General features: G+C 69.5%; 26 protein-coding genes. 12 read left to right on the top strand and 14 right to left on the bottom strand.

From position 1 onward, the window contains the following. Positions 1 to 35 precede the first annotated feature (35 nt). From ispH to WMK75_RS06640, 3 genes are all read right to left on the bottom strand, one after another. On the bottom strand, positions 36 to 986 hold the full coding sequence (gene ispH, locus WMK75_RS06650) for a 4-hydroxy-3-methylbut-2-enyl diphosphate reductase (RefSeq protein ID WP_347266885.1): 951 nt from the start codon (positions 984 to 986) through the stop codon (positions 36 to 38). A gap of 103 nt (positions 987 to 1,089) precedes the next feature. Continuing rightward, positions 1,090 to 1,644, bottom strand: coding sequence for an adenine phosphoribosyltransferase (locus WMK75_RS06645; RefSeq protein ID WP_347266884.1), 555 nt, complete (start codon positions 1,642 to 1,644; stop codon positions 1,090 to 1,092). Continuing rightward, entirely contained in the window at positions 1,641 to 2,237 is a 597-nt protein-coding gene (locus WMK75_RS06640) for a flavin reductase family protein (RefSeq protein WP_347266883.1), read from the bottom strand. The genes WMK75_RS06645 and WMK75_RS06640 overlap by 4 nt, the downstream gene beginning before the upstream one ends. A 177-nt stretch (positions 2,238 to 2,414) precedes the next feature. On the opposite strand from WMK75_RS06640, the gene WMK75_RS06635 reads away from it, so the two are divergent. Then, positions 2,415 to 2,945: an N-acetyltransferase gene (locus WMK75_RS06635; protein WP_347266882.1), complete on the top strand. Its 531-nt coding sequence runs from the start codon at positions 2,415 to 2,417 to the stop codon at positions 2,943 to 2,945. On the opposite strand, the gene WMK75_RS06630 is transcribed toward WMK75_RS06635, so the two are convergent. Further along, entirely contained in the window at positions 2,929 to 3,390 is a 462-nt protein-coding gene (locus WMK75_RS06630; protein WP_347266881.1) for an Ivy family c-type lysozyme inhibitor, read from the bottom strand. The two genes, WMK75_RS06635 and WMK75_RS06630, sit on opposite strands and share 17 nt — an antisense overlap. Positions 3,391 to 3,524: 134 nt before the next feature. On the opposite strand from WMK75_RS06630, the gene WMK75_RS06625 reads away from it, so the two are divergent. Further along, positions 3,525 to 4,340 (top strand): EcsC family protein, encoded by an 816-nt coding sequence (locus WMK75_RS06625; RefSeq protein WP_347266880.1) that lies wholly within the window; start codon positions 3,525 to 3,527, stop codon positions 4,338 to 4,340. Positions 4,341 to 4,355: 15 nt separating this feature from the next. On the opposite strand, the gene WMK75_RS06620 is transcribed toward WMK75_RS06625, so the two are convergent. The 4 genes from WMK75_RS06620 to hemE all read right to left on the bottom strand — a co-directional run bounded on the left by WMK75_RS06620 (position 4,356) and on the right by hemE (position 8,455). Continuing rightward, positions 4,356 to 5,921, bottom strand: coding sequence for an AAA family ATPase (locus tag WMK75_RS06620; RefSeq protein ID WP_347266879.1), 1,566 nt, complete (start codon positions 5,919 to 5,921; stop codon positions 4,356 to 4,358). A 92-nt stretch (positions 5,922 to 6,013) separates the two neighbouring features. After that, positions 6,014 to 6,490 carry an Lrp/AsnC family transcriptional regulator gene (locus WMK75_RS06615; RefSeq protein WP_347266878.1) on the bottom strand — a complete coding sequence of 159 codons (477 nt, stop codon included), beginning with the start codon at positions 6,488 to 6,490 and terminating at the stop codon, positions 6,014 to 6,016. A gap of 58 nt (positions 6,491 to 6,548) precedes the next feature. Next, on the bottom strand, positions 6,549 to 7,427 hold the full coding sequence (locus WMK75_RS06610; RefSeq protein ID WP_347266877.1) for a DMT family transporter: 879 nt from the start codon (positions 7,425 to 7,427) through the stop codon (positions 6,549 to 6,551). Further along, positions 7,427 to 8,455: a uroporphyrinogen decarboxylase gene (gene hemE, locus WMK75_RS06605; RefSeq protein WP_347266876.1), complete on the bottom strand. Its 1,029-nt coding sequence runs from the start codon at positions 8,453 to 8,455 to the stop codon at positions 7,427 to 7,429. The genes WMK75_RS06610 and hemE overlap by 1 nt, the downstream gene beginning before the upstream one ends. 76 nt (positions 8,456 to 8,531) lie before the next feature. On the opposite strand from hemE, the gene hemC reads away from it, so the two are divergent. Together hemC and WMK75_RS06595 are read left to right on the top strand one after the other, a co-directional pair. Next, a complete protein-coding gene (gene hemC, locus WMK75_RS06600; protein ID WP_347266875.1) occupies positions 8,532 to 9,473 on the top strand; it encodes a hydroxymethylbilane synthase in 942 nt (313 codons plus the stop codon). Between the two features lie 146 nt (positions 9,474 to 9,619). Next, positions 9,620 to 10,249, top strand: a complete 630-nt coding sequence (locus WMK75_RS06595) for a hypothetical protein (RefSeq protein ID WP_347266874.1) — start codon at positions 9,620 to 9,622, stop codon at positions 10,247 to 10,249. Here WMK75_RS06595 and cbiB read toward each other — a convergent pair. After that, positions 10,246 to 11,181, bottom strand: a complete 936-nt coding sequence (gene cbiB, locus WMK75_RS06590; RefSeq protein WP_347266873.1) for an adenosylcobinamide-phosphate synthase CbiB — start codon at positions 11,179 to 11,181, stop codon at positions 10,246 to 10,248. The genes WMK75_RS06595 and cbiB overlap by 4 nt on opposite strands. Then, on the bottom strand, positions 11,178 to 11,735 hold the full coding sequence (locus WMK75_RS06585) for a histidine phosphatase family protein (RefSeq protein WP_347266872.1): 558 nt from the start codon (positions 11,733 to 11,735) through the stop codon (positions 11,178 to 11,180). The genes cbiB and WMK75_RS06585 overlap by 4 nt, the downstream gene beginning before the upstream one ends. A gap of 197 nt (positions 11,736 to 11,932) precedes the next feature. Between WMK75_RS06585 and WMK75_RS06580 the strand changes: the two genes are divergently transcribed. From WMK75_RS06580 to WMK75_RS06545, 8 genes are all read left to right on the top strand, one after another. After that, positions 11,933 to 13,093: an isovaleryl-CoA dehydrogenase gene (locus WMK75_RS06580; protein WP_347266871.1), complete on the top strand. Its 1,161-nt coding sequence runs from the start codon at positions 11,933 to 11,935 to the stop codon at positions 13,091 to 13,093. Continuing rightward, complete coding sequence (locus WMK75_RS06575; RefSeq protein ID WP_347266870.1) at positions 13,093 to 13,593, top strand: lysozyme inhibitor LprI family protein; 501 nt, start codon at positions 13,093 to 13,095, stop codon at positions 13,591 to 13,593. The genes WMK75_RS06580 and WMK75_RS06575 overlap by 1 nt, the downstream gene beginning before the upstream one ends. Positions 13,594 to 13,624: 31 nt before the next feature. After that, the gene (locus tag WMK75_RS06570; RefSeq protein ID WP_347266869.1) at positions 13,625 to 15,229 is read left to right on the top strand and encodes a carboxyl transferase domain-containing protein; all 1,605 of its coding nucleotides are present in this window, start codon (positions 13,625 to 13,627) and stop codon (positions 15,227 to 15,229) included. Between the two features lie 2 nt (positions 15,230 to 15,231). Then, positions 15,232 to 15,741 (top strand): O-acetyl-ADP-ribose deacetylase, encoded by a 510-nt coding sequence (locus WMK75_RS06565; RefSeq protein ID WP_347266868.1) that lies wholly within the window; start codon positions 15,232 to 15,234, stop codon positions 15,739 to 15,741. A gap of 76 nt (positions 15,742 to 15,817) precedes the next feature. Then, entirely contained in the window at positions 15,818 to 17,743 is a 1,926-nt protein-coding gene (locus tag WMK75_RS06560; RefSeq protein ID WP_347266867.1) for a biotin carboxylase N-terminal domain-containing protein, read from the top strand. 4 nt (positions 17,744 to 17,747) lie between these two features. Then, positions 17,748 to 18,602 carry a hydroxymethylglutaryl-CoA lyase gene (locus WMK75_RS06555; RefSeq protein ID WP_347266866.1) on the top strand — a complete coding sequence of 285 codons (855 nt, stop codon included), beginning with the start codon at positions 17,748 to 17,750 and terminating at the stop codon, positions 18,600 to 18,602. Beyond that, on the top strand, positions 18,599 to 19,381 hold the full coding sequence (locus WMK75_RS06550; protein WP_347266898.1) for a crotonase/enoyl-CoA hydratase family protein: 783 nt from the start codon (positions 18,599 to 18,601) through the stop codon (positions 19,379 to 19,381). Before WMK75_RS06555 ends, WMK75_RS06550 begins: the two co-directional genes overlap by 4 nt. A gap of 121 nt (positions 19,382 to 19,502) precedes the next feature. After that, the gene (locus WMK75_RS06545) at positions 19,503 to 20,693 is read left to right on the top strand and encodes an MFS transporter (RefSeq protein WP_347266865.1); all 1,191 of its coding nucleotides are present in this window, start codon (positions 19,503 to 19,505) and stop codon (positions 20,691 to 20,693) included. Here WMK75_RS06545 and WMK75_RS06540 read toward each other — a convergent pair. From WMK75_RS06540 to WMK75_RS06525, 4 genes are read right to left on the bottom strand one after another with little or no spacing between them, the layout of a single operon-like run. Beyond that, positions 20,610 to 21,356: a DUF599 domain-containing protein gene (locus tag WMK75_RS06540; protein ID WP_347266864.1), complete on the bottom strand. Its 747-nt coding sequence runs from the start codon at positions 21,354 to 21,356 to the stop codon at positions 20,610 to 20,612. The genes WMK75_RS06545 and WMK75_RS06540 overlap by 84 nt on opposite strands. A 51-nt stretch (positions 21,357 to 21,407) precedes the next feature. After that, the gene (locus WMK75_RS06535; RefSeq protein ID WP_347266863.1) at positions 21,408 to 22,451 is read right to left on the bottom strand and encodes a beta-eliminating lyase-related protein; all 1,044 of its coding nucleotides are present in this window, start codon (positions 22,449 to 22,451) and stop codon (positions 21,408 to 21,410) included. Then, a complete protein-coding gene (locus WMK75_RS06530; RefSeq protein ID WP_347266862.1) occupies positions 22,448 to 22,888 on the bottom strand; it encodes a YcgN family cysteine cluster protein in 441 nt (146 codons plus the stop codon). The genes WMK75_RS06535 and WMK75_RS06530 overlap by 4 nt, the downstream gene beginning before the upstream one ends. After that, positions 22,888 to 23,817 carry a bifunctional riboflavin kinase/FAD synthetase gene (locus WMK75_RS06525; protein ID WP_347266861.1) on the bottom strand — a complete coding sequence of 310 codons (930 nt, stop codon included), beginning with the start codon at positions 23,815 to 23,817 and terminating at the stop codon, positions 22,888 to 22,890. Before WMK75_RS06525 ends, WMK75_RS06530 begins: the two co-directional genes overlap by 1 nt. Positions 23,818 to 23,840 lie beyond the last annotated feature (23 nt).

Below are 23,840 nucleotides of genomic sequence, written 5' to 3'. Positions count from 1 at the left end.
TCCAGACAGCCCCGCAGGGCGGTTGCAAGGCCCCTTCAAGCCTCGCGCAGCACGCGCGGCACCTTGAACTCGATATTCTCGCGCGCGGTCTCGACCAGTTCCACGGTCAGCTCGAACCTTTCGCCAAAGGCGGCGACGACTTCGTCGACCAGCACCTCGGGGGCGCTGGCGCCGGCGGTGACGCCCACCGCGCGGGCGCCGGCAATGGCGCGCCAGTCGATCTGATCGGCCCGCATCACCAGCTGCGAATAGGCGCAGCCGGCGGCGCGGCCCACCTCGACCAGCCGGCGCGAGTTGGAACTGTTCGGCGCCCCGATCACGAACAGCGCGTCGATGCGGCCGGCGATCGCCTTGACCGCGGCCTGGCGGTTGGTGGTCGCATAGCAGATGTCCTCCTTGGCCGGCCCGACAATGGCGGGAAAGCGCGCCTGCAGCGCCGTGACGATGGCCGCCGTGTCATCGACCGAAAGCGTGGTCTGGGTGATATAGGCCAGGCGCGCGGCATCGCGGGGCGCGATCAGGGCGACATCCTCGACCGATTCGACCAGCAGCACCTCGCCCTCGGGCAACTGCCCCATGGTGCCCAGCACCTCGGGATGGCCGGCATGGCCGATCATCACCATCTGCAGCCCCTCGGCGTGGTGGCGCTCGGCCTCGACATGGACCTTGGAGACCAGGGGGCAGGTGGCATCGACATAGACCATCTCGCGCCGGCGCGCCTCGAGCGGCACTGATTTCGGCACGCCATGGGCGGAAAAGATCACCGGCCGGTCAGCGGGGCATTCGTCCAGTTCCTCGACAAAGACCGCGCCCTTGTCGCGCAGCCCGTCCACGACGAACTTGTTGTGCACGATCTCGTGGCGCACATAGACGGGGGCGCCCCATTTCTGCAGCGCCATCTCGACGATCTTGATGGCGCGGTCGACGCCGGCGCAAAAGCCGCGCGGCGCGGCGAGGTAAAGGGTCAGGGGCGGTTTCTTGTCCATGATCCCCACCTAACCGCGCCGGCGCCCCCCCGCAAGGCGCGGGCGCGGAATTCAGCCGCCGCGGACGTGACACGCCGGATTTGGCCCGCCAGACCCGGCCCGCTCAGCCTTCGTCGAAGCTGGTCAGGGCATGGACCTCATGGCCCAGCCCCTCCAGACGCGCCCGCCCGCCAAGTCCGGTCAGTTCGATGACAAAGGCGCAGCCGACGACCTGCGCGCCCAGGCGTTCGCACAGCCTTGTCCCGGCCTCGGCGGTGCCGCCGGTGGCCAGCAGGTCATCGACGATCAGCACCCGCTCGCCCGGGTTCAGGGCGTCCTGGTGGATCTCCATCACGGCCTCGCCGTATTCCAGCGCATAGGCCTGGCTCAGCACCGCGCCGGGCAGCTTGCCCTGTTTGCGGATCGGCACGAAGCCCGCGCAAAGCTGATGCGCCACCGCGCCGCCCAGGATGAAGCCGCGCGCCTCGAGCCCCACCACCTTGTCGATCCGGTCCCCGGCATGGGGGGTCAGCAGCTGGTCCACCGCCATGCGAAAGCCGCGGGCATCGGCGAAAAGCGTGGTCACGTCGCGAAACAGGATGCCCTGATGCGGGAAATCCGGAATGCTGCGCACAAGGTCGCGGATGCCGCGGCTGTCGTGCAAGGGGCGGTCGTTCATGGGCGCTCCATCTCGAATGTCTCGGTGGTGATCGTGTAATCCTTGTAGCCCATGCGCGCCAGCCAGCCGTGGGGGCGCAGGTCGAAGCGGCCGTCCGCAAGGCAGTCCTCGCGCAGGTGGATGCCGGTGACGACGCCCAGCACCATGACATTCGCCGCCCCCGCCAGCCGCAGCACCCGCGTCATGCGGCATTCCAGCGCCGCGGCGGCCTGGGCGACGCGCGGGCAGTCGATGGTCAGGCATTCGGCGGCTTCGATGCCGGCGGCCAGGAACTCGCTTTCGCCGGCGGGCAGGGCGGCGGAAGTGGTGTTCACCTGCGCGCGCATGCGGCCGTCGGCGATATTGACGCAGAATACCCGGCTCTCGGCGATCTGCGCCACGCTGTCCTTGCTGCCCGGCCGGTCGCGTTTGGCCGAGGTCGAGGCGAACATCACCTGCGGCGGCGCATAGGCGGTCAGGTTGAAGAAGGAATAGGGTGCCAGATTGTCGCCCATCCGGCCCCGGGTCGAGATCCAGCCGATCGGCCGCGGCGCGACGATGGCGTTCAGCGGGTTCAGCGGCAGGCCATGCCCGGCCTCGGGTCGATAGAACATGGGCGCCTCCGGTCGTGCAGGCCCGGCTGGCAGCAGTGACCGCTGCCGCGGCGCGCGTCAAGTCCGGATGCGGCGCCGATTTCCGGCCCTCGGGAATGCAGAGGCGGTTTTCGTCGCCCGCCTTGCATGTTACCCGGTCCCGGGCCCGAACCGGCACAACCGAATCCGCGAGGCACAATGTACGAGCTTTGCCGCGAAACCCCCGAGGACACGCCCGAGGTCGAGGCCTTGATGGACCTGTGTTTTGCGCCGGGGCGCACGGCGCTGTCCTCGTATCGGCTGCGCGACGGCGTGGCGCCGGTCGCGCAGCTGTGCCTGCTGCTGCGCAACGATTTCGGCCTGCCGGTCGGTGCCATCCGCTATTGGCCGGTGCGGGTGGGCGGGCAGCCGGTGCTGCTGCTGGGGCCGGTCGCCGTGCATCCGACGGCGCAGGGCGAGGGGCTGGGCGGGCTCTTGATGCGCGAAAGCCTCGGCCGCGCGCGCGAACTGGGCTGGGCGCGGGTGATGCTGGTCGGCGATCTGCCCTATTACCGCCGCTTCGGCTTCTGGAAGCTCGAGCGCGTCGAGATGCCGCCGCCGACCAACCCCGAGCGGGTGCTGGGGCTGGAACTGCTGCCCGGCGCCTGGCAGGGCGTCACCGGCCATGTCGAGCGCGACCCTGCCGAGCGCGACACCGGCACGGCAGGCCCGCCTAGCGGGGATAGCTGAACGCCCCGGGGTGGTTCGCCAGGCTGCCGGTCAGCGCCGCATAAAGGATCGTGCGCCCGTCGATGCTTTCGGGTCCGCCACCGATGCCAAGCCAGCGCAGCTGCTCGGCGGTCTCGCCCTCGACCGAGGAGAGCAGGCCGAAGGCCGCGCCGGTCTCGGGGTCATAGAGCATGGCAAAGCGCTGGGCGGCGCAATCGTGCTGGCGGCAGGCGCTGACCGCGACGAATTCCTGCCCGCCAAAGCCCACGATCTGCCCGGGGGTGGTCACCGCCCCGTCCTGCAGCCAGCCGGGCAGGTCCGCCCCGGCTGCAAGCTGCCGGTAAGCCGCGGTCAGCGCCGGGTCGCGCCCCAGATCGGCAAACGATGGCACGGTCTCGGCGGTGGCCTGGCTGGCGGCAAGCCCGGCGGCCAGCGCCAGGGCCGGGATCATGCGAAGGGTCTTCATGGCGGGTGTTTTCCTGATACGTTGCATTCGCCGGCGCGCGGGCCGGCGGCAAGGAACCCCGCGGCCGCGGCGCGGGTTCCCTTGCGCGGCCCGAATGGCGGCGCCGGCGGGACGTGCAACAGGATGCCCATGCGATGACCACGAATGCCCAGATCGACAGCCGGCAGGCGGTGCTGCCGCCGATCACCGACCCGACCGTGCATGCCGAGATCGACCGGCTGGCGCGGCGCTATCTGGATGCCGGCGGCATCGGCATGGAGCTGGTCTCGGCCATCGGCGGCAGGGCCGAGAGCCTGCTTGCGCGCCTGCCCGACGCGGTGCGCGCGCAAAGCGACCGGCTGACGCTGCGGGCGCTGAACCGGGCCTTTGGCGCGGCCTCGCTGTCGCGCGGCTGGCTGCGCGAACGCGGCGACGGGTTCAACAGGATGCTGTCCACCGCCTCGGGGGCAGTGGGCGGGCTGGCGGGCATCGGCGGCGCGGTGCTGGAACTGCCGCTGACCGTGACCCTGCTGCTGCGCGCCATCATGGACATCGCCGCCGAACACGGGTTCGAGCCGGACAGCGACCGCATCCGGCGCGAGGCGCTGCATGTCTTTGCCGCCGCCGGGCCGCTGGCGGACGACGACGGCACCGACCTTGGCCTGATCGCGGCGCGGGTGACGATCACCGGCACGACCGTGCAGGCGCTGATCGCGCGGGTGGCGCCGCGACTGTCGGTGTCGCTGGCGCAGAAGCTGGCGGCGCAGACCGTCCCGGTGCTGGGGGCGGCGGCGGGCGCCGCGATCAACTACAGTTTCACCCGTTACTACCAGGAACTGGCGCGGGTGCATTTCGGCCTGCTGCGCCTGTCGCAGGAGACCGGCCTGCCGCGCGAGGCACTGATCGAGGCGCTGGAGTTGCGCATGCGCCAGCTGCGCCCCGGCCGCCAGGCAGTCTCGCGCAGCCGCTGACCGCGGCCGCGCCGGTCAGGGCTGCGCCGTCTCCTCGGGGGCAAGGGTCAGGGGCACCGCCGGCGCATCCAGATGGCTGGTGCCCAAGGGCGCCGAGGGGCGGGCGAGGCGCGATTTCACCACCCAGTGCAGCCGTTCCTGGCTGCGGGTGATGGCGACATAGGCCAGGCGTTTCCACAGGGGGATGCCAGCCTCGTTGCGTCCCGACCAGGCGGCGGCGGCGAGGTCGGGAGCAAAGACCTGCACATCGGGCCACTGGCTGCCCTGCGCCTTGTGGATGGTCACCGCCGCGCCATGCAGAAAGGTCGCGCCCATGCGTGCGGCATAGGGGATGAAGGGTTCCTCGACATCGGGGGTCTCGATCTTGACGATCGAGGCGGCGGAAAACCGCGGTTCCTCGGCACCGACGACATGCAGGCGCGAGAAACCGGGCTTCCTGCCCGGCCCCAGATAGATCACCTGCGCGCCTTTGATCAGCCCGCGCGCCTCGAGGTCGATGCGCTTCTTGCGGTGCTTCAGAGGCAGTTCCAGCCCGTCGCAGATCAGCGGCTCGCCGGGCAGCAGCGCGTCGCCCGGGGCGCCATAGGCGGCGCGGAACGCCTGGATCAGCCTGACCCGGGTGACATTGCGCCAGACCAGCACCGGGCTTTGCGCCATCAGGTCGGACTGCACCCGCTCGGCCCAGATCACCCGCGGATCGCGGCGGGCGGCGTCGCGGATCATGCGCTCGAAGGCGTCGAATTCCAGCCCGGGATCGGCCAGCGCATGCGCCAGATCCAGGATCGGGCTGTCGCCCTCTTGCCGGTGGATGCGGTCCAGCACCAGCCGCTGCGGCGCCGCCAGCCGGTCAAAGACCATCTGCCCGGACTGGCCGACCGGGGCAAGCTGCGCCGGGTCGCCGAACAGGATCAGCAGCGGAAAGATCTCGCGCAGGTCCTCGAACTGGCGCTCGTCCAGCATCGAGGATTCGTCGATCAGCCCGATGTCCAGCCCGTCCTCGCGCCGCTTCCAGCCGCGGATGAAATCCGAGCCGCGCAGCCCCGCCGCCGCCAGCGCCCCGGGGATCGAGGCATGCTGGTCGTAAAACGCCTTGGCGCGGTCGAGCGCCGCCTCGGTCAGCCCCCCGACCAGACCCCCGACCAGACCCCCGACCAGGGCCTCGGGCCGGGGGCGCTCGCCCGCGCCGGTCAGCCAGTCGGCGATGCGTTCGTATTGCGGGTCGTAAAGCGGGGTATAGAGGATGCGGTGGATGGTGGTCGCCGGCACGCCGCGGGTGCGCAGCACGAAGGCCGCCTTGTTGGTCGGGGCGAGGATGGCGACGCTGCGCCTTTCCTTGCGCCGCTTGCTCTCATAGTCGCCCGAGATCAGCTCGACCCCGGCGGCGCGCAGGGCCCTGGTCAGTTCCGCCAGCAGCAGCGTCTTGCCCGAGCCTGCCTTGCCGATCACCGCCATGACCCGGCCCTTGCCCGCGGTCAGCGGCGCGATCTGCTCCGAGATCAGGTCGATGCCCGATTGCGCCAGCGCCGCGGTCAGCGCATCCCAGGCTTCGGCCTGATCCGGTGAGAGGGTGGGCAGGGTCATGGCACCTTGTTAGCCCGCGGGGCAGGGGGCGGAAAGTCCGAACCGTGGCGCGGCGGCGATTCGGCCGGCTGGAAACCGGAATGGACCGGGGGTCAGGCGCGTTCGTCCTTGGCCGTCTCCATCACCACATGCGTGGTCATGGTGGCGATCTGGGGAAAGGCGCCCAGCACCTGGCTGTGAAAGCGGCGGTAGGATTCAAGGTCGCGCACCTCGACCCGCAGCAGGTATTCGACCGAGCCGGTGATGTTGTGGCATTCGCGCACCTCGGGCGCGGCCAGGCAGGCGCGCTCGAACGCCTGCTGCGCCTCGTTCGAGTGGCGTGCGAGGCCGACGGTGACATAGGCGGTGAAGCCCGCGGCGCGCGCCGCAGGTGCGATCACCGCGCGATAGCCAAGGATGGCGCCGCGCCGTTCCAGGTCCTGGACCCGGCGCAGGCAGGCCGAGGGCGAGAGCCCGACCTCGGCCGCGAGGTCCTGGTTCGAGATGCGCCCGTTGACCGCAAGGATGCGCAACATGCGTGCGGAGATCTCATCCAGATCGAAATCGGGTTGCGCGGTCTGAGGGGTCATGCGCAGCGCATTATCCGATCCGCGCCGATGCGGCAATGGCATTGCGACGGGCGCGGGCCTAGAGGCCGCTGGCGGCGATCAGCGCCGCCACGCCCAGCACGATCAGCGCCATCCCGGCACGGTGCCGCGGGCTGGCGCCCTCGCGAAAGACCCGCCCCGAGACGATCTGCGCCATCACCACCTCGACCAGCGCCAGGGTGCGCACATTGGTGGCGGCGGTCAGCGCAAAGCCGATGAACCAGAAAAGCGAGGCCAGCGCCCCGAGCGCGCCCGCCGCCAGCGAGGGCCGCCAGTGCCGGACCATGCCGCGCAGCGCCGCGGGCTGGCGCAGGCCCAGCCACAGCACCATCGCCAGCCCCTGCAGGGCAAGGCTGAGGGCAAGGATGCTGACGGCGCGGCCGGCCGAGGCGCCGAAGGGCAGGGCAAGGATGGCGCCGCGAAAACCGATCGCCGACAGGCCGAACAGCGCGCCCGCGGCGATGCCCAGCCCCGCCGCGCGCCAGTCGCCGTGTTGCCAGCGCAGCCCCGAGATGATGACCACGCCCAGCACCGCCGTGGCGATGGCCGCCATGCGCGCCGGGCCCAGCGGCTCGGAGAGCAGCAGGGCGCCGATCAGCGCCAGGGTCACCGGCTCGGTTTTCAAGAGCGCGGTGGTGACGCCGAAGCTGCGGCTTTCCATGGTGTTCAGCATCAGCGCCGTGGCGGCGATCTGCGCCAGCGCGCCAAGCCCCGCCCAGCCGAGGCTGGCGGCGCCGGGCAGCGGGATCGGCGTCGTCAGGGCGAGCGCGGCCAGCGCCAGCAGGGCAAAGGGCAGACCGAACAGAAAGCGCACCGCCGTCGCCCCCATGGTGCCCAGTTCCGCGGTCAGCCGCCTTTGCGCGGCATTGCGGGCGGTCTGGGCGCCGGCGGCGATCAGCGTCGCAAGGATCCAGCCCATCAGCCGCGGATGGCCGCCAGCATGCGGGTGACGTTGTCGGGGTCGGCATCGGGGGTGATCCCGTGGCCGAGGTTGAAGATATGCGGCCCGCCCGCGAAGGCGCTGACGATGCGCCGGGTCTCCGAGACCAGCGCCTCGCCGCCGCTGACCAGCAGCCGCGGATCGAGGTTGCCCTGCACGCAGCCGTCCTTCTGCACCTCGGCCGCGGCCCAGTCGGCCTGCACGGAATTGTCCAGCGCCACGCAATCGGCGCCGGTGGCCCGGGCAAAGCCCGCGTAGCGCGGCCCGGCTTCGCGCGGGAAGGCGATGACCGGGATGCCCGGGTGGCGGGCCTTGAGTTCGGCGATGATCTTGCGCGTCGGCGCGATGGCGAAATCGTCGAAATCCGCGCCCCGCAGCGAGCCGGCCCAGCTGTCGAACAGCTTGATCACCTCGGCCCCGGCCTCGATCTGGGCCGAGAGATAGGTGATGCTGGCCTCGGTGATGCGCTCGATCAGCGCCTGGAACGCGGCGCGGTCGGCGGATTTCATCGCATGGGCCGGGGCCTGGTCCGGGGTGCCGCGGCCGGCGATCATGTAGGTGGCGACGGTCCAGGGCGCGCCGGCAAAGCCGATCAGCGTGGTCTGGCGCGGCAATTCGCGTTTCAGGATGCGCAGCGTCTCATAGACCGGGGACAGCCGGTCGTGGACGGCATCGGCGGGGCGCAGTCGGGCGACCCCGGCGGCGCTGGTCACGGTCGAAAGCCGCGGCCCCTCGCCGGTCTCGAACCACAGATCAAGCCCCAGCGCCTGCGGTAGCAGCAGGATGTCGGCGAACAGAATCGCCGCGTCGAACGCGTAGCGGCGGATCGGCTGCAGCGTCACCTCGGCCGCCAGATCGGGATTGTAGCACAGCGACAAAAAGTCGCCCGCCTGCGCGCGGGTGGCGCGGTATTCCGGCAGATAGCGCCCGGCCTGGCGCATCATCCAGACCGGAGGCACGGGCAAACGCTCGCCCGCGAGCGCGCGCAGGATGGTTTTTTCGGACATGTCTCACCTCGTTGCGCCCCTTCATGGCGCGCGCGTCCCCGTTGTCAAGGCCGGGGCGTGGCGCTAAGCCCGTGCCATGACCCAGATGCCCGACAGACAGAACCCCATCCGTATCGGCACCCGCGGCTCGGCGCTTGCGCTGGCGCAGGCGCATGAGACGCGCGCGCGGCTGATGGCCGCGCATCACCTGCCCGCCGAGGCATTCGAGATCGTGGTGATCAAGACCACCGGCGATCGGGTGCTGGACCGGCCGCTGAAAGAGATCGGCGGCAAGGGCCTGTTCACCCGCGAGATCGAGGATGCGCTGCTGGCGCATGACATCGACATCGCCGTGCATTCGATGAAGGACATGCCGACTCTGCAACCCGAAGGGCTGGTAATCGACTGCCATCTGCCGCGCGAGGATGTGCGCGATGCCTTCGTCAGCAACCGCTTTGGTGCCATCGCGGAACTGCCGCAGGGGGCGGTGGTCGGCTCCTCCAGCCTGCGCAGGCGGGCGCAACTGGCGCTGCGCCGCCCGGACCTGAAGCTGGTCGAGTTCCGGGGAAACGTGCAGACGCGGTTGAAAAAGCTTGAGGAAGGCGTCGCGGTCGCCACCTTCCTGGCCATGGCGGGTCTGGCACGGCTCAATATGCTGCATGTGGCGCGCGGCGCCGTCGATCCCGACGACATGCTGCCCGCCGTGGCGCAGGGCTGCATCGGGGTCGAGCGCCGCGCGGGTGACGCGCGCGCAGCTGTGCTGCTGGGCGCAATCTCGGACCGGGCCAGCACGCTGCGGGTGACGGCCGAGCGCGCCTTCCTTGCGCGGCTCGACGGCTCGTGCCAGACGCCGATCGCCGGGCTTGCGGTGCTGGAGGGCGACCTGCTGCACCTGCGCGGCGAGATCCTGCGCCCCGACGGCAGCGAGGTCATCTCGGGTGAGCGCATCGGCCCGGTCTCGGACGGCGCCGCCATGGGCACCGACCTGGCCGATGAACTGCGCAGCCGCGCACCTGCCGATTTCTTCGACTGGTCCTGAGGGTTGATGGCGCCGGCTGGGCGTCCTCCAGTCTGAACCCCTGCATTTGAGGTGCAGCCGCTGCGTCTTGGCCTTCGGGGGGCTCTGGACGCATTCCGGTCGGTGCAGGATATTGCCCGCACCTCTGAACGGGAAGCATGGAAGACATGACCAGCGAGGACAACGTGATGCGCCCGATCAGTGACTGGGACAGCCTGCCACCGATGTTCCCGACTCATCGGCACGGGCCCGAGTTCTGGGAGTGGCTGGGACGCACGATTGCGACCTATGGTTTCCTGGAGGAGATGCTGGGCAAGGCGATCTTCGCGTTGACGGCGACCCGGCAATACAGCCGGGAAGAAGTCGACGCGGCCTATCAAGCCTGGACGCCGCAGCTTGAACGCGCATTGACCGACCAATTGTGGAATCTGGCAGAATCTTACGGCAAGGCGGTAAAGGACAATCCTGACGCGACGATCCCGAACTGCGCTGAGCTTGTTGACGCCCTCAAGAAGGCAGCGGTGTGGCGAAATGCTCTTTGCCACGGTTCATGGGGAGTGCCGGACAAGGATGGCGCGTCGGTGCCGTTTTTTGTCAGTCGCCGGATGGAGGTCTTTGACTCGTCGGTCGATGTGGCGCGCTTGCAGCAAATCCAAACTCATGTCGCCGAGCTTGCCTGCTGTATTATCGAAAGTGTGACGCATATGGGATGGCAGTTTCCCGGCGGTGTCGGTCCCGGTAAGCCAATCATGGGTGCCGTCATCAAGTTCGCCAGCGATGCGCCTGAGGTTGGCTAAAGCGCCAGCAGCAGGACCAGTCCCAGTCCCATCAGCGCCATGGCGCGGCGATAAAGCCGCAGGCCCCGCTGCAGGTCCGCCGCGCCGGGGTCGCGGGCGGCGCCGTTCAGCCAGGGCTCGGGCGACAGGGTGCCCTGATAGCTGCGCGGACCCGAGAGGCGCACGTCCAGCGCCCCGGCCATCGCCGCCTCGGGCCAGCCTGCGTTGGGCGAGCGGTGGCGGCACGCGTCGCGGCGCATCACCCGCCAGGCCCGCCGCGACCGCGAGGCCAGCACGATCAGCGCCCCGGTCAGGCGCGAGGCCGGCAGGTTCACCAGATCGTCCAGCCGCGCCGCCACCCGGCCAAACAACGCATGGCGCGGGCTGAGATGCCCGATCATCGAATCCAGCGTATTGATCGCCTTGTATGCGGCGATGCCCGGCAGGCCGGCGATGGCGGCCCAGAACAGCGGCGCCACCACCCCGTCCGAGGCGTTCTCGGCAAGGCTTTCCAGCGCGGCGCGGGCGATGGGGGCGGGGTCGTCTTGCAGGTCGCGGCCGACGATCAGTGCCGCCGCCGCCCTTGCCCCCGCCAGATCGCCCAGGGTCAGCGGGTGCGCCACTGCCGCCACATGGTCATGCAGTGCGCGCGTGGCGACCAGCGGCCAGGCCAGCACCCCCAGCGCCAGCGGACCAAAGGGCAGCGGTGCCAGCAGCCGCGTCAGCAGCAGCGCCGGCAGCACCGCCGCGCCGAGTGTCACCAGCACCGCCAGCGCCCCGCGCGCGATGCGGCGGTGGCCATGGTTCCAGCGCGCATCCAGCGCCGCGATCAGTCGCCCGATCCAGACCACCGGATGCGACACGCGGCGATACAGCACCGCGGGCCAACCGATGGCGGCGTCGATCAGCAGCGCGACCAGTGCCACGGTCAGGGTGGATTGCGTCAGGATCATGGCGCGATCCGGTTCACCGCCTCGACCGCCCAGCCGGCCGGGCTGCGCAGCAGGACGCTCAGCGACAGCGGCGCCACGGAGAATGACAGCGCCGCCGGCCCGACGGCCAGCGCCAGCGCCGCGCGCACCGTGCCGGCATGGGCGACGATCGCCACCGTGCCGCGCGCCTGCAGCAGGCACGGCTGCACGCGCTTCGCCATGTCGAGAAAGCTTTCTCCCCCCGGCGGGCGATGGCGGGCCAGATCGCCGGGGGGCAGCGGCCCGAGGTCGGGGATGGTGGCGCCCGGTTCCTCCCATGCGCCAAAGTCCTGCTCCCACAGGTCGGGATGCCATTCGGGGACAAGACCCAGGGCGGTGCAGGTCTGGCGGCAGCGCAGGGCCGGGCTGGCCCAGTACGACTGCGCCCCGACCAGTGCCGCGCGCGCCCAGGCAAGCGCCGCCCTGTCGCTGCAATCGGCGGCCAGGTCGCGCCGCCCAACCAGACCCGGGCCGGCCAGCGGCGCATGGCGCAACAGCAGCAGCCGCGCGCAGGCGGGGTCGGGTTCGGGCGTCATCGGGCATCCTTGCGCTTTGGCGTCTGGATGGCGCGCGGCCTCTGGCTTGTCAACGCAGCGCGGCGCTTGCCCCGATCCCCGCTTGGGCGCAGGATCGGCAAATGCCGCGGGCTTTGGTTCCTGGCTTGACGGCGGGGCCGGGCCGGCGGCATAAGCAGGTAAATGAACAATCGTTCAATAATCAGGAGAGGTGGCCGATGTTCACAGCGGGGATGGAGTTCGACCTGGGCGAGGACGTGAACGCGCTGCGCGAGACCGTGCACCGCTGGGCGCAGGAACGCATCAGGCCGATCGCGGCGGATGTGGACCGCTCGAACCGGTTTCCGAACGCCATGTGGCGCGAGATGGGCGAGATCGGCCTGCTGGGCATCACCGTGCCCGAGGAATTCGGCGGCGCCGGCATGGGCTATCTGGCGCATGTCATCGCCACCGAGGAACTGGCGCGGGCCTCGGCCTCGGTCAGCCTGTCCTATGGCGCGCATTCGAACCTGTGCGTGAACCAGATCAAGCTGAACGGCTCGGAGGCGCAGAGGCGCAGATACCTGCCGAAACTGTGCTCGGGCGAACATGTCGGCGCGCTGGCCATGTCCGAGGAAGGGGCGGGCAGCGACGTGGTCTCGATGAAGCTGCGGGCGGAGAAGCGCGGTGACGGCTATGTGCTGAACGGCAACAAATACTGGATCACCAATGCGCCGGATGCCGATGTGCTGGTGGTCTATGCCAAGACCGACCCCGAGGCCGGATCGAAAGGCATCACCGCCTTCATCGTCGAGCGCGGCATGCAGGGCTTTTCCACCAGCCCGCATTTCGACAAGCTTGGCATGCGCGGCTCGAACACCGGCGAGCTGATCTTTGAGAACTGCGAGGTCCCGGCCGAGAACATCCTTGGCGGTGAGGGCAAGGGCGTGCGGGTGCTGATGTCGGGCCTTGACTACGAACGGCTGGTGCTGTCGGGCATCGGCACCGGGATCATGGCCGCCTGTCTCGATGAGGTCATTCCTTACGTCCGCGACCGCAAGCAGTTCGGGCAGGCCATCGGTTCCTTCCAGCTGATGCAGGGCAAGATCGCCGACATGTATGTGGCGCTGAACACCGCGCGGGCCTATGTCTATGAGGTGGCACGGGCCTGCGACGCGGGCCGCGTGACCCGTCAGGACGCCGCCGGCGCGGTGCTTTACGCCAGCGAACAGGCGATGGTGCAGGCGCATCAGGCGGTGCAGGCGCTGGGCGGGGCGGGATTCCTGAACGATTCGGTGGTCTCGCGCCTGTTTCGGGACGCGAAACTGATGGAGATCGGCGCCGGCACCAGCGAAATCCGCCGCATGCTGATCGGCCGCCAGCTGATGGAACTGGCCTGATGCGCGCGATGATCTTGGCGCTGATGATCGCAACCCCGGCCCTGGCGCAGGACGGCCCAGCCTATGACGCGACCCTGCTGCCCGGCTGTCTGGATCGTGCGGCAGCGGATGGAACCGATTTGCGGGCCTGTATCGGCAAGGCATCCGACGCCTGCATGGCGGCTCCGGGCGGGGATACGACTGTCGGCATGGTCGATTGCCTGATGGCCGAAAGCAAGGACTGGGACCGGCTGCTGAACGCCTGGTACAGCAAGGTGATGAAAGTCGCCAAAGCGTCCGATGCCGAGGCAGGACAGCTTGGTTCGGCCGCCGAGCCGGCCGCACCCGCGCTGCAACAGGCGCAGCGGCACTGGATTGCCTTTCGCGACGCGACCTGCCGCTATCAGCATCTGCAGTATCAGGGCGGCACCTTGGGCGGCCCGGCCGCGGCAGGCTGCCTGATGGAACTGACCGCCGAACAGGCGTTGCGCCTTCATGCCCTGACCGAGGGCATGGAATGATCTCCGGCACCCAGAGCGAAAGGAAGAAGCGATGAAGCTTGGCACTTCGGCGCTGCCGTCCTCGGACAGCTTCCGCGCCAACCGCGCCGCGCATCTGGCGATGCTCGAGACCGTGCGCGAGGCAGCGCTGCTGGCCGCAGCCGGCGGCGGCGCCAAGGCGCTTGAGCGTCACACCAGCCGCGGCAAGATGCCCCCGCGCGAGCGGGTGGCGAACCTTCTCGACCCCGGCAGCCCGTTCCTGGAGATCGGCGCCACGGCGGCGCATGGCATGTATGACGGTGACGCCCCGGCCGCTGGCGTCATCGCCGGCATCGGCCGCGTGCATGGGCAGGATGTCATGGTCGTCGCCAATGACGCGACGGTCAAGGGCGGCACCTATTACCCGATGACGGTGAAGAAACACCTGCGCGCACAGGAAATCGCGCAGGAATGCCGGCTGCCCTGCGTCTATCTGGTGGACAGCGGCGGCGCCAACCTGCCCAACCAGGATGAGGTCTTTCCCGACCGCGACCATTTCGGCCGCATCTTCTACAATCAGGCGCAGATGTCGGCGCAGGGCATCGCGCAGATCGCCGTGGTCATGGGATCCTGCACGGCGGGCGGGGCCTATGTCCCGGCGATGTCGGACGTGACGATCATCGTCAAGGGCCAGGGCACGATCTTCCTCGCCGGCCCGCCCCTGGTCCGCGCCGCGACCGGCGAGGTGGTCAGCGCCGAGGACCTCGGCGGCGGCGACGTGCATACGCGCCTGTCCGGCGTCGCCGATTATCTGGCCGAGGACGACGCCCACGCCCTCGCCCTCGCGCGGCGCAGCGTCGCCCACCTGAACCTCCGCCGCCCGCAGACGGTTGCGTGGCAAGCGCCGGAACTGCCAGCCTACGACCCCGAAGACATCCTCGGCATCGTCCCTGCCGACCTGCGCACCCCCTACGACATCCGCGAGGTCATCGCCCGCGTGGTCGACGGCTCGCGCTTCGACGAATTCAAACCCCGCTTCGGCGAAACCCTGGTCACCGGCTTTGCCCATCTCGAGGGCTGCCCGATCGGCATCATCGCCAACAACGGCGTGATCTTTTCCGAGGCCGCGCAGAAGGGCGCGCATTTCATCGAACTCTGCTCGATGCGAAACATCCCGCTGGTGTTCCTGCAAAACGTCACCGGCTTCATGGTCGGGCGAAAGTATGAAAACGAGGGCATCGCGCGCCACGGCGCCAAGATGGTCACCGCCGTCGCCACCACCAATGTGCCGAAAATCACCATGCTGGTCGGCGGCAGCTTCGGCGCGGGCAATTACGGCATGTCGGGCCGCGCCTATTCGCCGCGCTTTCTCTGGACATGGCCCAACAGCCGCATCTCGGTCATGGGCGGCGAACAGGCGGCCGGGGTGCTGGCCACCGTGCGCCGCGACGGCATCGAGCGCGCGGGCGGCAGCTGGTCCCCCGAGGAGGAGGCAGAATTCAAGCGCCCCACCATCGAGATGTTCGAACGCCAGAGCCACCCCCTCTATGCCTCGGCCCGGCTCTGGGACGACGGCATCATCGACCCAAGGAAAACCCGCGACGTGCTTGCGCTTTCCCTGCGCGCCAGCCTGAACGCCCCGATCCCGCCGACGCGCTTCGGCATTTTCCGGATGTGACGATGACCCAGATCCACATCCGCATCTGGCAAGGCGACATCACCAAGCTCGCGGTCGATGCCATTGTGAACGCCGCCAATTCCTCGCTTCTCGGCGGCGGCGGCGTCGACGGCGCCATCCACCGCGCCGCGGGTCCCGGCCTGCTGGCCGAATGCCGCCAGATCGGCGGCTGCCCCACCGGCGAGGCGCGCATCACCGCCGGCCACAACCTGCCCGCGAAACACGTCATCCACACCGTCGGCCCGGTCTGGCGGGGCGGCAGCGCCAATGAGGAAGCGCTGCTCGCCATGGCCTACCACAACAGCCTGACGCTCGCCCGGCAGCACGGGTTGCAAACCATCGCCTTCCCGGCCATCTCGACCGGCATCTACGGCTTCCCGCCCAAGCGCGCGGCGGAGATCGCCATCTGCAGTATCCGCGACAGCGGCCTCGAACTCGATGTCATCCTCGTCGCCTTCGATGCCACAAGCCTCGCCACGCTCACCCGCGCCCTCCGCGAGGTGCAGCCGTGACTTCTTCGTTCTCCAAATACTCCGCGGGGGTCCGGGGGCGCGAAGCCCCCGGCTGCCGCCAGCGAAAGGAACGCCCATGTTCCACAAGATCCTGATCGCCAACCGCGGCGAGATCGCCTGCCGCGTCATCGACACCGCCCGTCGCCTTGGGGTGCGCACGGTCGCGGTCTATTCCGACGCCGACCACGGCGCGCGCCATGTCGCCATGGCCGATGAGGCGGTCCATATCGGCGGCCCGGCGCCCCGCGACAGCTACCTGCGCGCCGAGGTGATCATCGCCGCAGCGCAAGCCACCGGGGCCGAGGCGATCCACCCCGGCTACGGTTTTCTCAGCGAGAACCCGGAGTTCGTCGATCAGGTCACCGCCGCCGGCCTCACCTTCATCGGCCCCTCGGCCGAGGCGATCCGCAAGATGGGGCTCAAGGATGCGGCCAAGGCGTTGATGGCGGATGCCGGCGTGCCGGTGGTTCCCGGCTATCACGGCGTCGATCAGGACGGTGCGCATCTCAGGGCGCAGGCCGACCAGATCGGCTATCCGGTGCTGATCAAGGCGGTGGCGGGCGGCGGCGGCAAGGGCATGCGGCTGGTCGAGCGCCCGGCAGATTTCGCCGCAGCACTCGCCTCGGCGCAGGGCGAGGCCGAGACCGCCTTCGCCAACCCTGCGGTGCTGATCGAGAAATATATCCAGCAGCCCCGCCATATCGAGGTGCAGGTCTTTGGCGACGGCAGCCGCGCCGTCCACCTCTTTGAACGCGACTGCTCGCTGCAGCGCCGCCACCAGAAGGTGATCGAGGAGGCCCCGGCGCCGGGCATGACACCCGAGATGCGTGCCGCCATGGGCGAGGCCGCCACCCGCGCCGCCGAGGCCATCGGTTACGCGGGCGCGGGCACGGTCGAGTTCATCGTCGACGGCTCCGACGGGCTGCACCCCGACCGTTTCTGGTTCATGGAGATGAACACCCGCCTGCAGGTCGAACATCCGGTGACCGAAGCGATCACCGGCGTCGATCTGGTCGAATGGCAACTGCGCGTCGCCAGCGGTGAACCCCTGCCGGCGCGACAGCAGGACCTGACCATCACCGGCCACGCTTTCGAAGCGCGCCTCTATGCCGAGGACGTGCCCGCGGGCTTTCTGCCCGCCACCGGCCGGCTTGCGCATCTTTCCTTCCCCAGCCACGCCCGGATCGAGACCGGCGTGCGCCAGGGCGACACGATCAGCCCCTGGTATGACCCGATGATCGCCAAGGTCATCACGCACGGCGCCACCCGCGCCATCGCGCTGCGCGAGCTTGAATCGGCGCTGGTCGATACCGAGGTCGGCGGCTCGGTCACCAATGTCGATTTCCTGATCGCGCTGGCGCGGCACGAGGGTTTCGGCAAGGGTCAGGTCGACACCGGGCTGATCGCCCGCGACCTGACCGCCCTTGTCGCCGCGGCCGAGCCCGACCCACGGGCAAGAGCGCTGGCGGTGCTGGGACTGGCGGGCCTTGACGATCCGCTGATCCGAGGCGGCATCACGCTTTGGCAACCTCTGCGCCGCAGCATCGCTTGGCAGGGCGGCGAGGCGGTGCTTGAGGTGCTGGGCCCGGGTGCCGCCCGCGTCACCCTGGACGGCCAAATGCATGAGATCAGCTGGCATGGCGGGCGCTGGTGGGTCGATGGCGGGCCGCGTCGCTCGCGCATCGTCAATCATGCGGCGGGCACCAGCGTCTTTGGCGGGCGCTCGCTGACGCTGGTGCCGCTCGACCCGTTGGCGCGCGGCGGTGATGAGGCGGGCGGCGGGCTCACGCTCTCGCCCATGCCGGGGCTGGTGAAGGCGGTTTTCGTCACGCCGGGGCAGGAGGTTGCGGCCGGCGACCGGCTCGCGATCCTTGAGGCGATGAAGATGGAGCACACCCTGACCGCCGCCCGCGACGGGCGCGTGGCCGAGGTGCTGGCCGCCCCCGGCGATCAGGTCGAGGCCGGCGCGGCGCTGATCCGGCTTGAGGAAACCGATGAATAACCCGATGCCCCGCGTCGAGATCTTCGAGATGGGCCCGCGCGACGGGTTGCAGAACGAAAAGCGCCTGATCCCGGCCGCCGACAAGATCGCTTTGGTCGATCTCTTGTCGCAGGCGGGGTTCCGGCGCATCGAGGTCACCAGCTTTGTCTCGCCGAAATGGGTGCCGCAGATGGCCGACGGGGCGCAGGTCATGGCTGGCATCACCCGCGCACCGGGCGTCAGCTACGCGGTGCTGACCCCGAACATGAAGGGCTACACCGCCGCGCGCGCGGCCCGCGCCGATGAGGTGGCGATCTTTGCCTCGGCTTCGGAGGGGTTTTCCCGCGCCAATCTGAACGCATCCATCGCCGAAAGCCTTGAACGCTTTGCCCCGGTGGCGGCGGCGGCGCGGGCGGATGGGGTGCCGGTCCGGGGCTATGTCTCGGTGGTGACGGACTGTCCCTATGACGGGCCGACGCCGCCCGGCAATGTCGCCCGCGTGGCGGCGGCACTGCGCGATCTGGGCTGCTATGAGATCAGCCTTGGCGACACCATCGGCCAGGGCCGGCCGGAAAGCATCGACGCCATGCTGGCCGCGGTGCTGGAGGAATTGCCGCCCGAAAGGCTGGCCGGGCATTACCACGACACCGCCGGCCGGGCGCTGGAAAACATCGACGCGAGCCTTGCGCGCGGGATCAGGGTCTTTGACGCCGCCGTGGGGGGATTGGGCGGTTGCCCCTATGCCCCCGGCGCCAAGGGCAATGTCGCGACCGAAAAGGTCGCGGCGCATCTGGCGGCGCGGGGCTTTGATCCCGGCCTGAACACGGAGATCATCGCCCGCGCTGCCCTGATGGCGCAGGGGCTGAGGGGGAACGCCTGATGGACACGCTCCGCATCGACACCGACAGCCGCGGCGTCGCCCATCTGTGGCTGGCGCGGGCCGAGAAGCACAATGCGCTTTCGGCGCAGATGATCCGCGAATTGACCGCGGCGGCGCAGGCGCTGGGCGTTGATCCGGCGGTGCGCGTCGTCGTTTTGGCCGCCAAGGGCAAAAGCTTTTGCGCCGGCGGCGATCTGGGCTGGATGCAGGACCAGATGCGGGCGGATGCCGATAACCGCCGGCAGGGCGCCCGCGAACTGGCGATGATGCTGCATGCGCTGAACACCCTGCCCAAGCCCCTGATCGCGCGGGTGCAAGGGAATGCCTTCGGCGGCGGCATCGGCATGATCTCGGTCTGCGACGTGGCGATCGCCGTCCCCGAGGCGCGGTTCGCCCTGACCGAGACGAGACTTGGGCTGATCCCCGCCACCATCGGCCCCTATGTGCTGGCCCGCATGGGCGAGGGAAAGGCGCGGCGCGTCTTCATGTCCGGCCGGCTGTTCGGCGCCGAGGAGGCGATGCGTCTGGACCTGATCGCCGGCCTTGCGGATGCCGTGACGCTGGATGCGGCGATCGAGGCGGAAATTGCGCCCTGTCTGGCCTGCGCCCCCGGCGCGGTGGCCGCGGCCAAGCGCCTTGCCCGCCGCCTTGGCCCGCCGGTCGGCCCGGCCGAGATCGAGGCCAGCATCGAGGCGCTGGTCGCCGTCTGGGAAGGCCCCGAGGCCTCAGAGGGCATCGGCGCCTTCTTTGAGCGCCGCAAGCCGGCCTGGCAGGGTTGATGCGGCATTTGCGCGCAGCGCATGGCGGCATTTCGCGCCGGGGCAGGTGACAGGCGGCGGGCGGATCGGCTATGGCGGGGCGATCCCCGAAATCCGTCCGCCAGTCCCGAAGGTGTCCGCCATGCCGCCGCAGCCGAATCTGAAACTTGCCATCCTTGCGCTTGGGCTGGGGGCCTTTGCCATCGGCACCTCGGAATTCGCCGCCATGGGGCTCTTGCCCTGGTATGCCGCCGATCTGGGCATCAGCGAGCCGCAGGCCGGCCATGTGGTCAGCGCCTATGCGCTGGGGGTGGTGATCGGGGCGCCGATCACCTCGATCCTGGGGGCGCGGCTGCCGCGCCGGCGCTATCTGGCGGCGCTGATCGCGGCCTATGGGGTGATGAACCTCATGGCGGCGCTGCTGCCCGGATATGGCACGCTGGTGCTGACGCGCTTTCTGGCCGGGCTGCCACATGGCGGTTTCCTGGGCGTGGCCATGCTGTTCGCCGCCGACGCGCTGCCGCATGGGCAGCGCGCAAGGGGGGTGACGCAGATCCTGCTGGGGCTGACCATCGCCAATGTCGCCGGCGTGCCGCTGGCGGGGATCCTCGGCTCGGCGCTGGGCTGGCGCTGGGGCTTTGCGCTGCCCGGAGTGCTGGCGCTGCTGGCCGGCTGGCTGATCCTGCGGCTGGCGCCGCGCGTCGGCGTGCCGCGCGACGCACGGCCGCTGGACGAATTGCGCGCGCTGGGCAATCCCGCGGTGATCCTGACGCTTTTGGTGGGGGCCATCGGCTTTGGCGGGCTGTTCGCGGTCTATTCCTATCTCTCTGCCGCCATGCTGGCCACGACGCAGCCGCCGGCCTGGGCGGTGGCGGTGATGTTGTCGGCCTTTGGCGTCGGCAGCACGCTGGGCAGCATTGGCGCGGCGCGGCTGACCATGCGCCACGGCACCTGGGGCGCCACGCTGCGGCTGATGCTGTTCATGGCGCTGACCCAGGGCTTTGCCGCCTATGCGGTGGGCAACTGGCCGCTGATGGTGGCCTCGGCGCTGGTGCTGGGGCTGGGCTCGGGCATGGTGGTGCCGCTGCAGACGCGGCTGATGGACGTGGCCGGCAAGGCGCAATCCATGGCCGCGGCGATGAACCACGCCGCCTTCAACGCCGCCAATGCGCTGGGGCCCTGGCTGGCCGGGCTGGCGCTGTCGGCGGGCTGGGGCTGGCGTTCCTCGGGGGTGGTGGCTGTCGTGCTGTCACTGGCCGGGATGGCCGCGCTGGCTGTCGCCTGGCTGCATGCGCGCCGGATGGGATGCCAGGATGATCCGGCGCGAGTTTGAGGCGAATTCCCGCCGCCAGCTGATGACCAGCACATAGGCCGTGGTCACGAACAGCCCGATCGGCCCGGCCAGCCAGCCCAGCGACGCCAGCGCGAAATAGACGCAGCGCAGCCCCGAGTTGAAGCTGCGCGCCGCGGTGATGTTGATCTCGGCCGCCTGCATGGCGGTGGGCATGCAGCGCGGGTCGGTGACATCATTGGGAACCGCGGCCATCAGGATGGCGCAATAGCCAAACAGCCGATGCGCCCAGACGAATCGCAGCAGCGCATTGGCGACAAAGAACAGCACCAGCACGATCTTGATTTCCAGGACCAGCGCCGGCACCTGCCCAAGTTCGAGCTGGCGCGCCATGACCGAGATCTGTTCGACATTGCCGACCATGGCCAGCGCGCCCCCGACCGCGATCAGGCAGGCCGAGGCGAAGAACGCGGTGCCCTCGCGCAGCGTCGTCAGGATATTGGCGTCGAACATGCGCGGATCGCGGGTGATGAACTGGCGCATCCATTCGCGGCGGTAATCCTTCATCAGCACCGAAGCCGAGGGACGCCCGGCCGGCGGATGTTCGGTGATCCAGCCGCTGCCCAGCCAGGACAGGAACAGAAAGGCCACCATGAACAGGTCAGCCAGATTGATCGTGCCGAAATAGAAGGTGCTGGTTTCCATGGCGCGATTCTATCGCCCGGCGGTTCATGTCGCCAGCAAAGACTTGCGGCTTCAGGCCAGCGCCGCCAGCAGCCGCGTCACATCCTCGAGCCCGGTGTCCCAGCCGCAGACCAGCCGCACGGTTACCGGCGCCGTGCCGTCAAGCGGCTGGCTTTCCGGCCAGAGATGGTGGCAGATGCGCGCCGCGCAGGCCCGGCGGTGCAATTCGGGCGGCAGGCTGACAAAGACGGCATTGCTTTCCACCGGCTGCGCGATCCGCACCCCGGGCAGGCGCGACAGGCCCAGGGTCAGTTCATGCGCCATGGCATTGGCGTGGCGGGCCAGTTGCAGCCACAACCCATCCTCGAGCCAGGCGAGGATCTGCGCCGACAGATAGCGCTGCTTCGAGACCAGCCCGCCGCCGCGCTTGCGCCGGAATTCGAATTCCTCGGATTTCGCCGGGTCGAAGATCAGCACTGCCTCGACATTCATGCAGCCGTTCTTGGTCGCGCCCAGCGACAACACGTCGATGCCGGCGCGCCAGCTGGCCTCGGCGGGCGACACGTCCAGCGCGGCCAGGGCATTGGCCAGCCGCGCGCCGTCCAGATGCGCGCCAAGCCCCTGCGCATGTGCGATCGCCGTCAGGGCCGCGGTCTCGGCCGGGCGATAGAGCGTGCCCCATTCGCTGGCATTGGTCAGGCTCAGCGCGGCGTTGCGGCCGGAATGCACGCCCTCGGGGGCATGGGCGGCCAGGGCGGCGGTCAGGGCCTCGGGGGTGATCTTGCCGGCGGCGCCGGGGACGGTGACCAGTTTCGCGCCGCCGGTAAAAAATTCCGGGGCGCCGGTCTCGTGCATCTGCACATGCGCGTCGGCATGGCAGAACACCTTGCCCCAGCCCGGCGCCAGCAGCGCCAGTGCCAGCGCGTTCGCCGCCGTGCCCGAGGTCACGAAATGCACCGCCGCCCCGGGCGCCTCGAAGACCTCGCGCAGCCGGTCCTGCGCCGCCTGCGTGATGCGGTCGGCGCCATAGGCCGGGACATGGCCCTCATTGGCGGTGGTCAGCGCCGCCATGATGCGGGGATGCACGCCGCCGGCATTGTCCGAGGCAAAGCTCATGCAAGATCCTCGATGATATAGTCGTCCCAGTCGTCCTCGGTCACCGAGGTCTCGCTGACGGTCCAGCCGCGCACCGATGCGCCGGCGCGGTGGACCGACTCGCGGTCGCCCGAGATCAGGTAATGCCAGTCGTAAAGCGGCTTGCCCTCGGCGCGCAACCTGTAGGCGCAAGTCGCGGGCAGCCACCAGGCGATCCGTTTCAGCTTTTTCGGGGTCAGGACGACACAATCGGGAACGAAATCATGACGGTTGGCATAGCTGGAACATTGGCAGCTGTGGCCGTCAAGCAACTTGCAGGCGACTCTGGTAAAGGCCAGCTCGCCCGTGTCCTCATATTCGATCTTGTTCAGGCAGCATTTGCCGCAGCCGTCGCACAGCGCCTCCCATTCCTCCTTGTCGAGGTTCTTCAGCGGCAGTTCCCAGAAACGCGCGCGCATCAGGCGCTGGCCAGGATGGCGCGGGCGCGGGCGCTGTCGAGGTCCATCTGCGCGATGAGCGCGTCGATCCCGTCGAACCGCGCCTCGGGGCGCAGATATTCGACCAGCGCCACCGACAGGTGCTGGCCGTAGAGATCGGCGCTGAAATCGAAGATATGCACCTCAAGGTTGGGGCGGTTCACGCCGAACATCGGGCGGGTGCCGAGGCTGGCCACGCCCTTGTAGCTGCCGCGCTCGGGGCCGGTCAGCACGTCGACCAGCACCGCATAGATGCCCAGCGCCGGCAGGTGCAGCCCCTCGACCGCCATGTTCGCGGTGGGATAGCCCAGGTCGCGGCCGCGCTTGTCGCCATGCAGCACCTCGCCGTCGATGCGGTGCCAGTGGCCCAGCATGGCCACGGCATCGCGGGTGCGGCCCTCGCTGAGGGCAGTGCGGATCGCGGTCGAGCTGTATTCCACCTTGCCGTCGCCGATCAGCGGTGCGACGGTGACGCCGAAACCCAGCTCCCGGCCCAGTTCGATCAGCGTCGCGGCATTGCCCGAACGCTGGCGGCCAAAGCAGAAATCCGTGCCGACGCTGACATGGCGCACGCCCAGGCCCTCCACCAGCACCTGGCGGGCGAATTCCTCGGGGGAAAGCCCGACCAGCACATGGTCGAAGGGCAGTTCGTAAAGCTGTTCGACCCCCAGCCGCGCCAGGCGGTTCGCCCGCGATTCCGCGTTCATCAGCCGGAAGGCCGGGCCGCCGGGGCGCAGGAACTCGCGCGGGTGCGGCTCGAAGGTGATGATGCCCAGGGGCGCGTCGCAGGCGGCGCGCGCCGTGTCGATCACCGAGCGATGTCCCAGATGCACGCCGTCGAAATTGCCCATGGCGACGCTTGCCCCGCGGGCGTCCAGCGGCAATGCCTTCCAGTCGTGATGGATGTGCAAACGGCCCCCCGCTGGGCCAGAGA

Origin of the sequence: Paracoccus sp. (in: a-proteobacteria), assembly GCF_039808215.1 — a bacterium.
Taxonomy (GTDB): Bacteria; Pseudomonadota; Alphaproteobacteria; order Rhodobacterales; family Rhodobacteraceae; genus Paracoccus.
This window is presented reverse-complemented; position numbering and strand designations above follow the sequence as displayed.

Excerpts from the sequence above, each read along its gene's own strand:
- WMK75_RS06570 (WP_347266869.1), top strand. The coding sequence starts at position 13,625 with ATGAAGCTTGGCACTTCGGCGCTGCCGTCCTCGGACAGCTTCCGCGCC.
- ispH (WP_347266885.1), bottom strand. The coding sequence starts at position 986 with ATGGACAAGAAACCGCCCCTGACCCTTTACCTCGCCGCGCCGCGCGGC.
- WMK75_RS06545 (WP_347266865.1), top strand. The coding sequence starts at position 19,503 with ATGCCGCCGCAGCCGAATCTGAAACTTGCCATCCTTGCGCTTGGGCTG.
- WMK75_RS06630 (WP_347266881.1), bottom strand. The coding sequence starts at position 3,390 with ATGAAGACCCTTCGCATGATCCCGGCCCTGGCGCTGGCCGCCGGGCTT.
- WMK75_RS06635 (WP_347266882.1), top strand. The coding sequence starts at position 2,415 with ATGTACGAGCTTTGCCGCGAAACCCCCGAGGACACGCCCGAGGTCGAG.
- WMK75_RS06575 (WP_347266870.1), top strand. The coding sequence starts at position 13,093 with ATGCGCGCGATGATCTTGGCGCTGATGATCGCAACCCCGGCCCTGGCG.
- WMK75_RS06595 (WP_347266874.1), top strand. The coding sequence starts at position 9,620 with ATGACCAGCGAGGACAACGTGATGCGCCCGATCAGTGACTGGGACAGC.
- cbiB (WP_347266873.1), bottom strand. The coding sequence starts at position 11,181 with ATGATCCTGACGCAATCCACCCTGACCGTGGCACTGGTCGCGCTGCTG.
- WMK75_RS06585 (WP_347266872.1), bottom strand. The coding sequence starts at position 11,735 with ATGACGCCCGAACCCGACCCCGCCTGCGCGCGGCTGCTGCTGTTGCGC.
- WMK75_RS06625 (WP_347266880.1), top strand. The coding sequence starts at position 3,525 with ATGACCACGAATGCCCAGATCGACAGCCGGCAGGCGGTGCTGCCGCCG.
- WMK75_RS06580 (WP_347266871.1), top strand. The coding sequence starts at position 11,933 with ATGTTCACAGCGGGGATGGAGTTCGACCTGGGCGAGGACGTGAACGCG.
- hemE (WP_347266876.1), bottom strand. The coding sequence starts at position 8,455 with ATGTCCGAAAAAACCATCCTGCGCGCGCTCGCGGGCGAGCGTTTGCCC.
- WMK75_RS06565 (WP_347266868.1), top strand. The coding sequence starts at position 15,232 with ATGACCCAGATCCACATCCGCATCTGGCAAGGCGACATCACCAAGCTC.
- hemC (WP_347266875.1), top strand. The coding sequence starts at position 8,532 with ATGACCCAGATGCCCGACAGACAGAACCCCATCCGTATCGGCACCCGC.
- WMK75_RS06640 (WP_347266883.1), bottom strand. The coding sequence starts at position 2,237 with ATGTTCTATCGACCCGAGGCCGGGCATGGCCTGCCGCTGAACCCGCTG.
- WMK75_RS06620 (WP_347266879.1), bottom strand. The coding sequence starts at position 5,921 with ATGACCCTGCCCACCCTCTCACCGGATCAGGCCGAAGCCTGGGATGCG.
- WMK75_RS06530 (WP_347266862.1), bottom strand. The coding sequence starts at position 22,888 with ATGCGCGCGCGTTTCTGGGAACTGCCGCTGAAGAACCTCGACAAGGAG.
- WMK75_RS06535 (WP_347266863.1), bottom strand. The coding sequence starts at position 22,451 with ATGAGCTTTGCCTCGGACAATGCCGGCGGCGTGCATCCCCGCATCATG.
- WMK75_RS06560 (WP_347266867.1), top strand. The coding sequence starts at position 15,818 with ATGTTCCACAAGATCCTGATCGCCAACCGCGGCGAGATCGCCTGCCGC.
- WMK75_RS06555 (WP_347266866.1), top strand. The coding sequence starts at position 17,748 with ATGCCCCGCGTCGAGATCTTCGAGATGGGCCCGCGCGACGGGTTGCAG.
- WMK75_RS06615 (WP_347266878.1), bottom strand. The coding sequence starts at position 6,490 with ATGACCCCTCAGACCGCGCAACCCGATTTCGATCTGGATGAGATCTCC.
- WMK75_RS06540 (WP_347266864.1), bottom strand. The coding sequence starts at position 21,356 with ATGGAAACCAGCACCTTCTATTTCGGCACGATCAATCTGGCTGACCTG.
- WMK75_RS06645 (WP_347266884.1), bottom strand. The coding sequence starts at position 1,644 with ATGAACGACCGCCCCTTGCACGACAGCCGCGGCATCCGCGACCTTGTG.
- WMK75_RS06610 (WP_347266877.1), bottom strand. The coding sequence starts at position 7,427 with ATGGGCTGGATCCTTGCGACGCTGATCGCCGCCGGCGCCCAGACCGCC.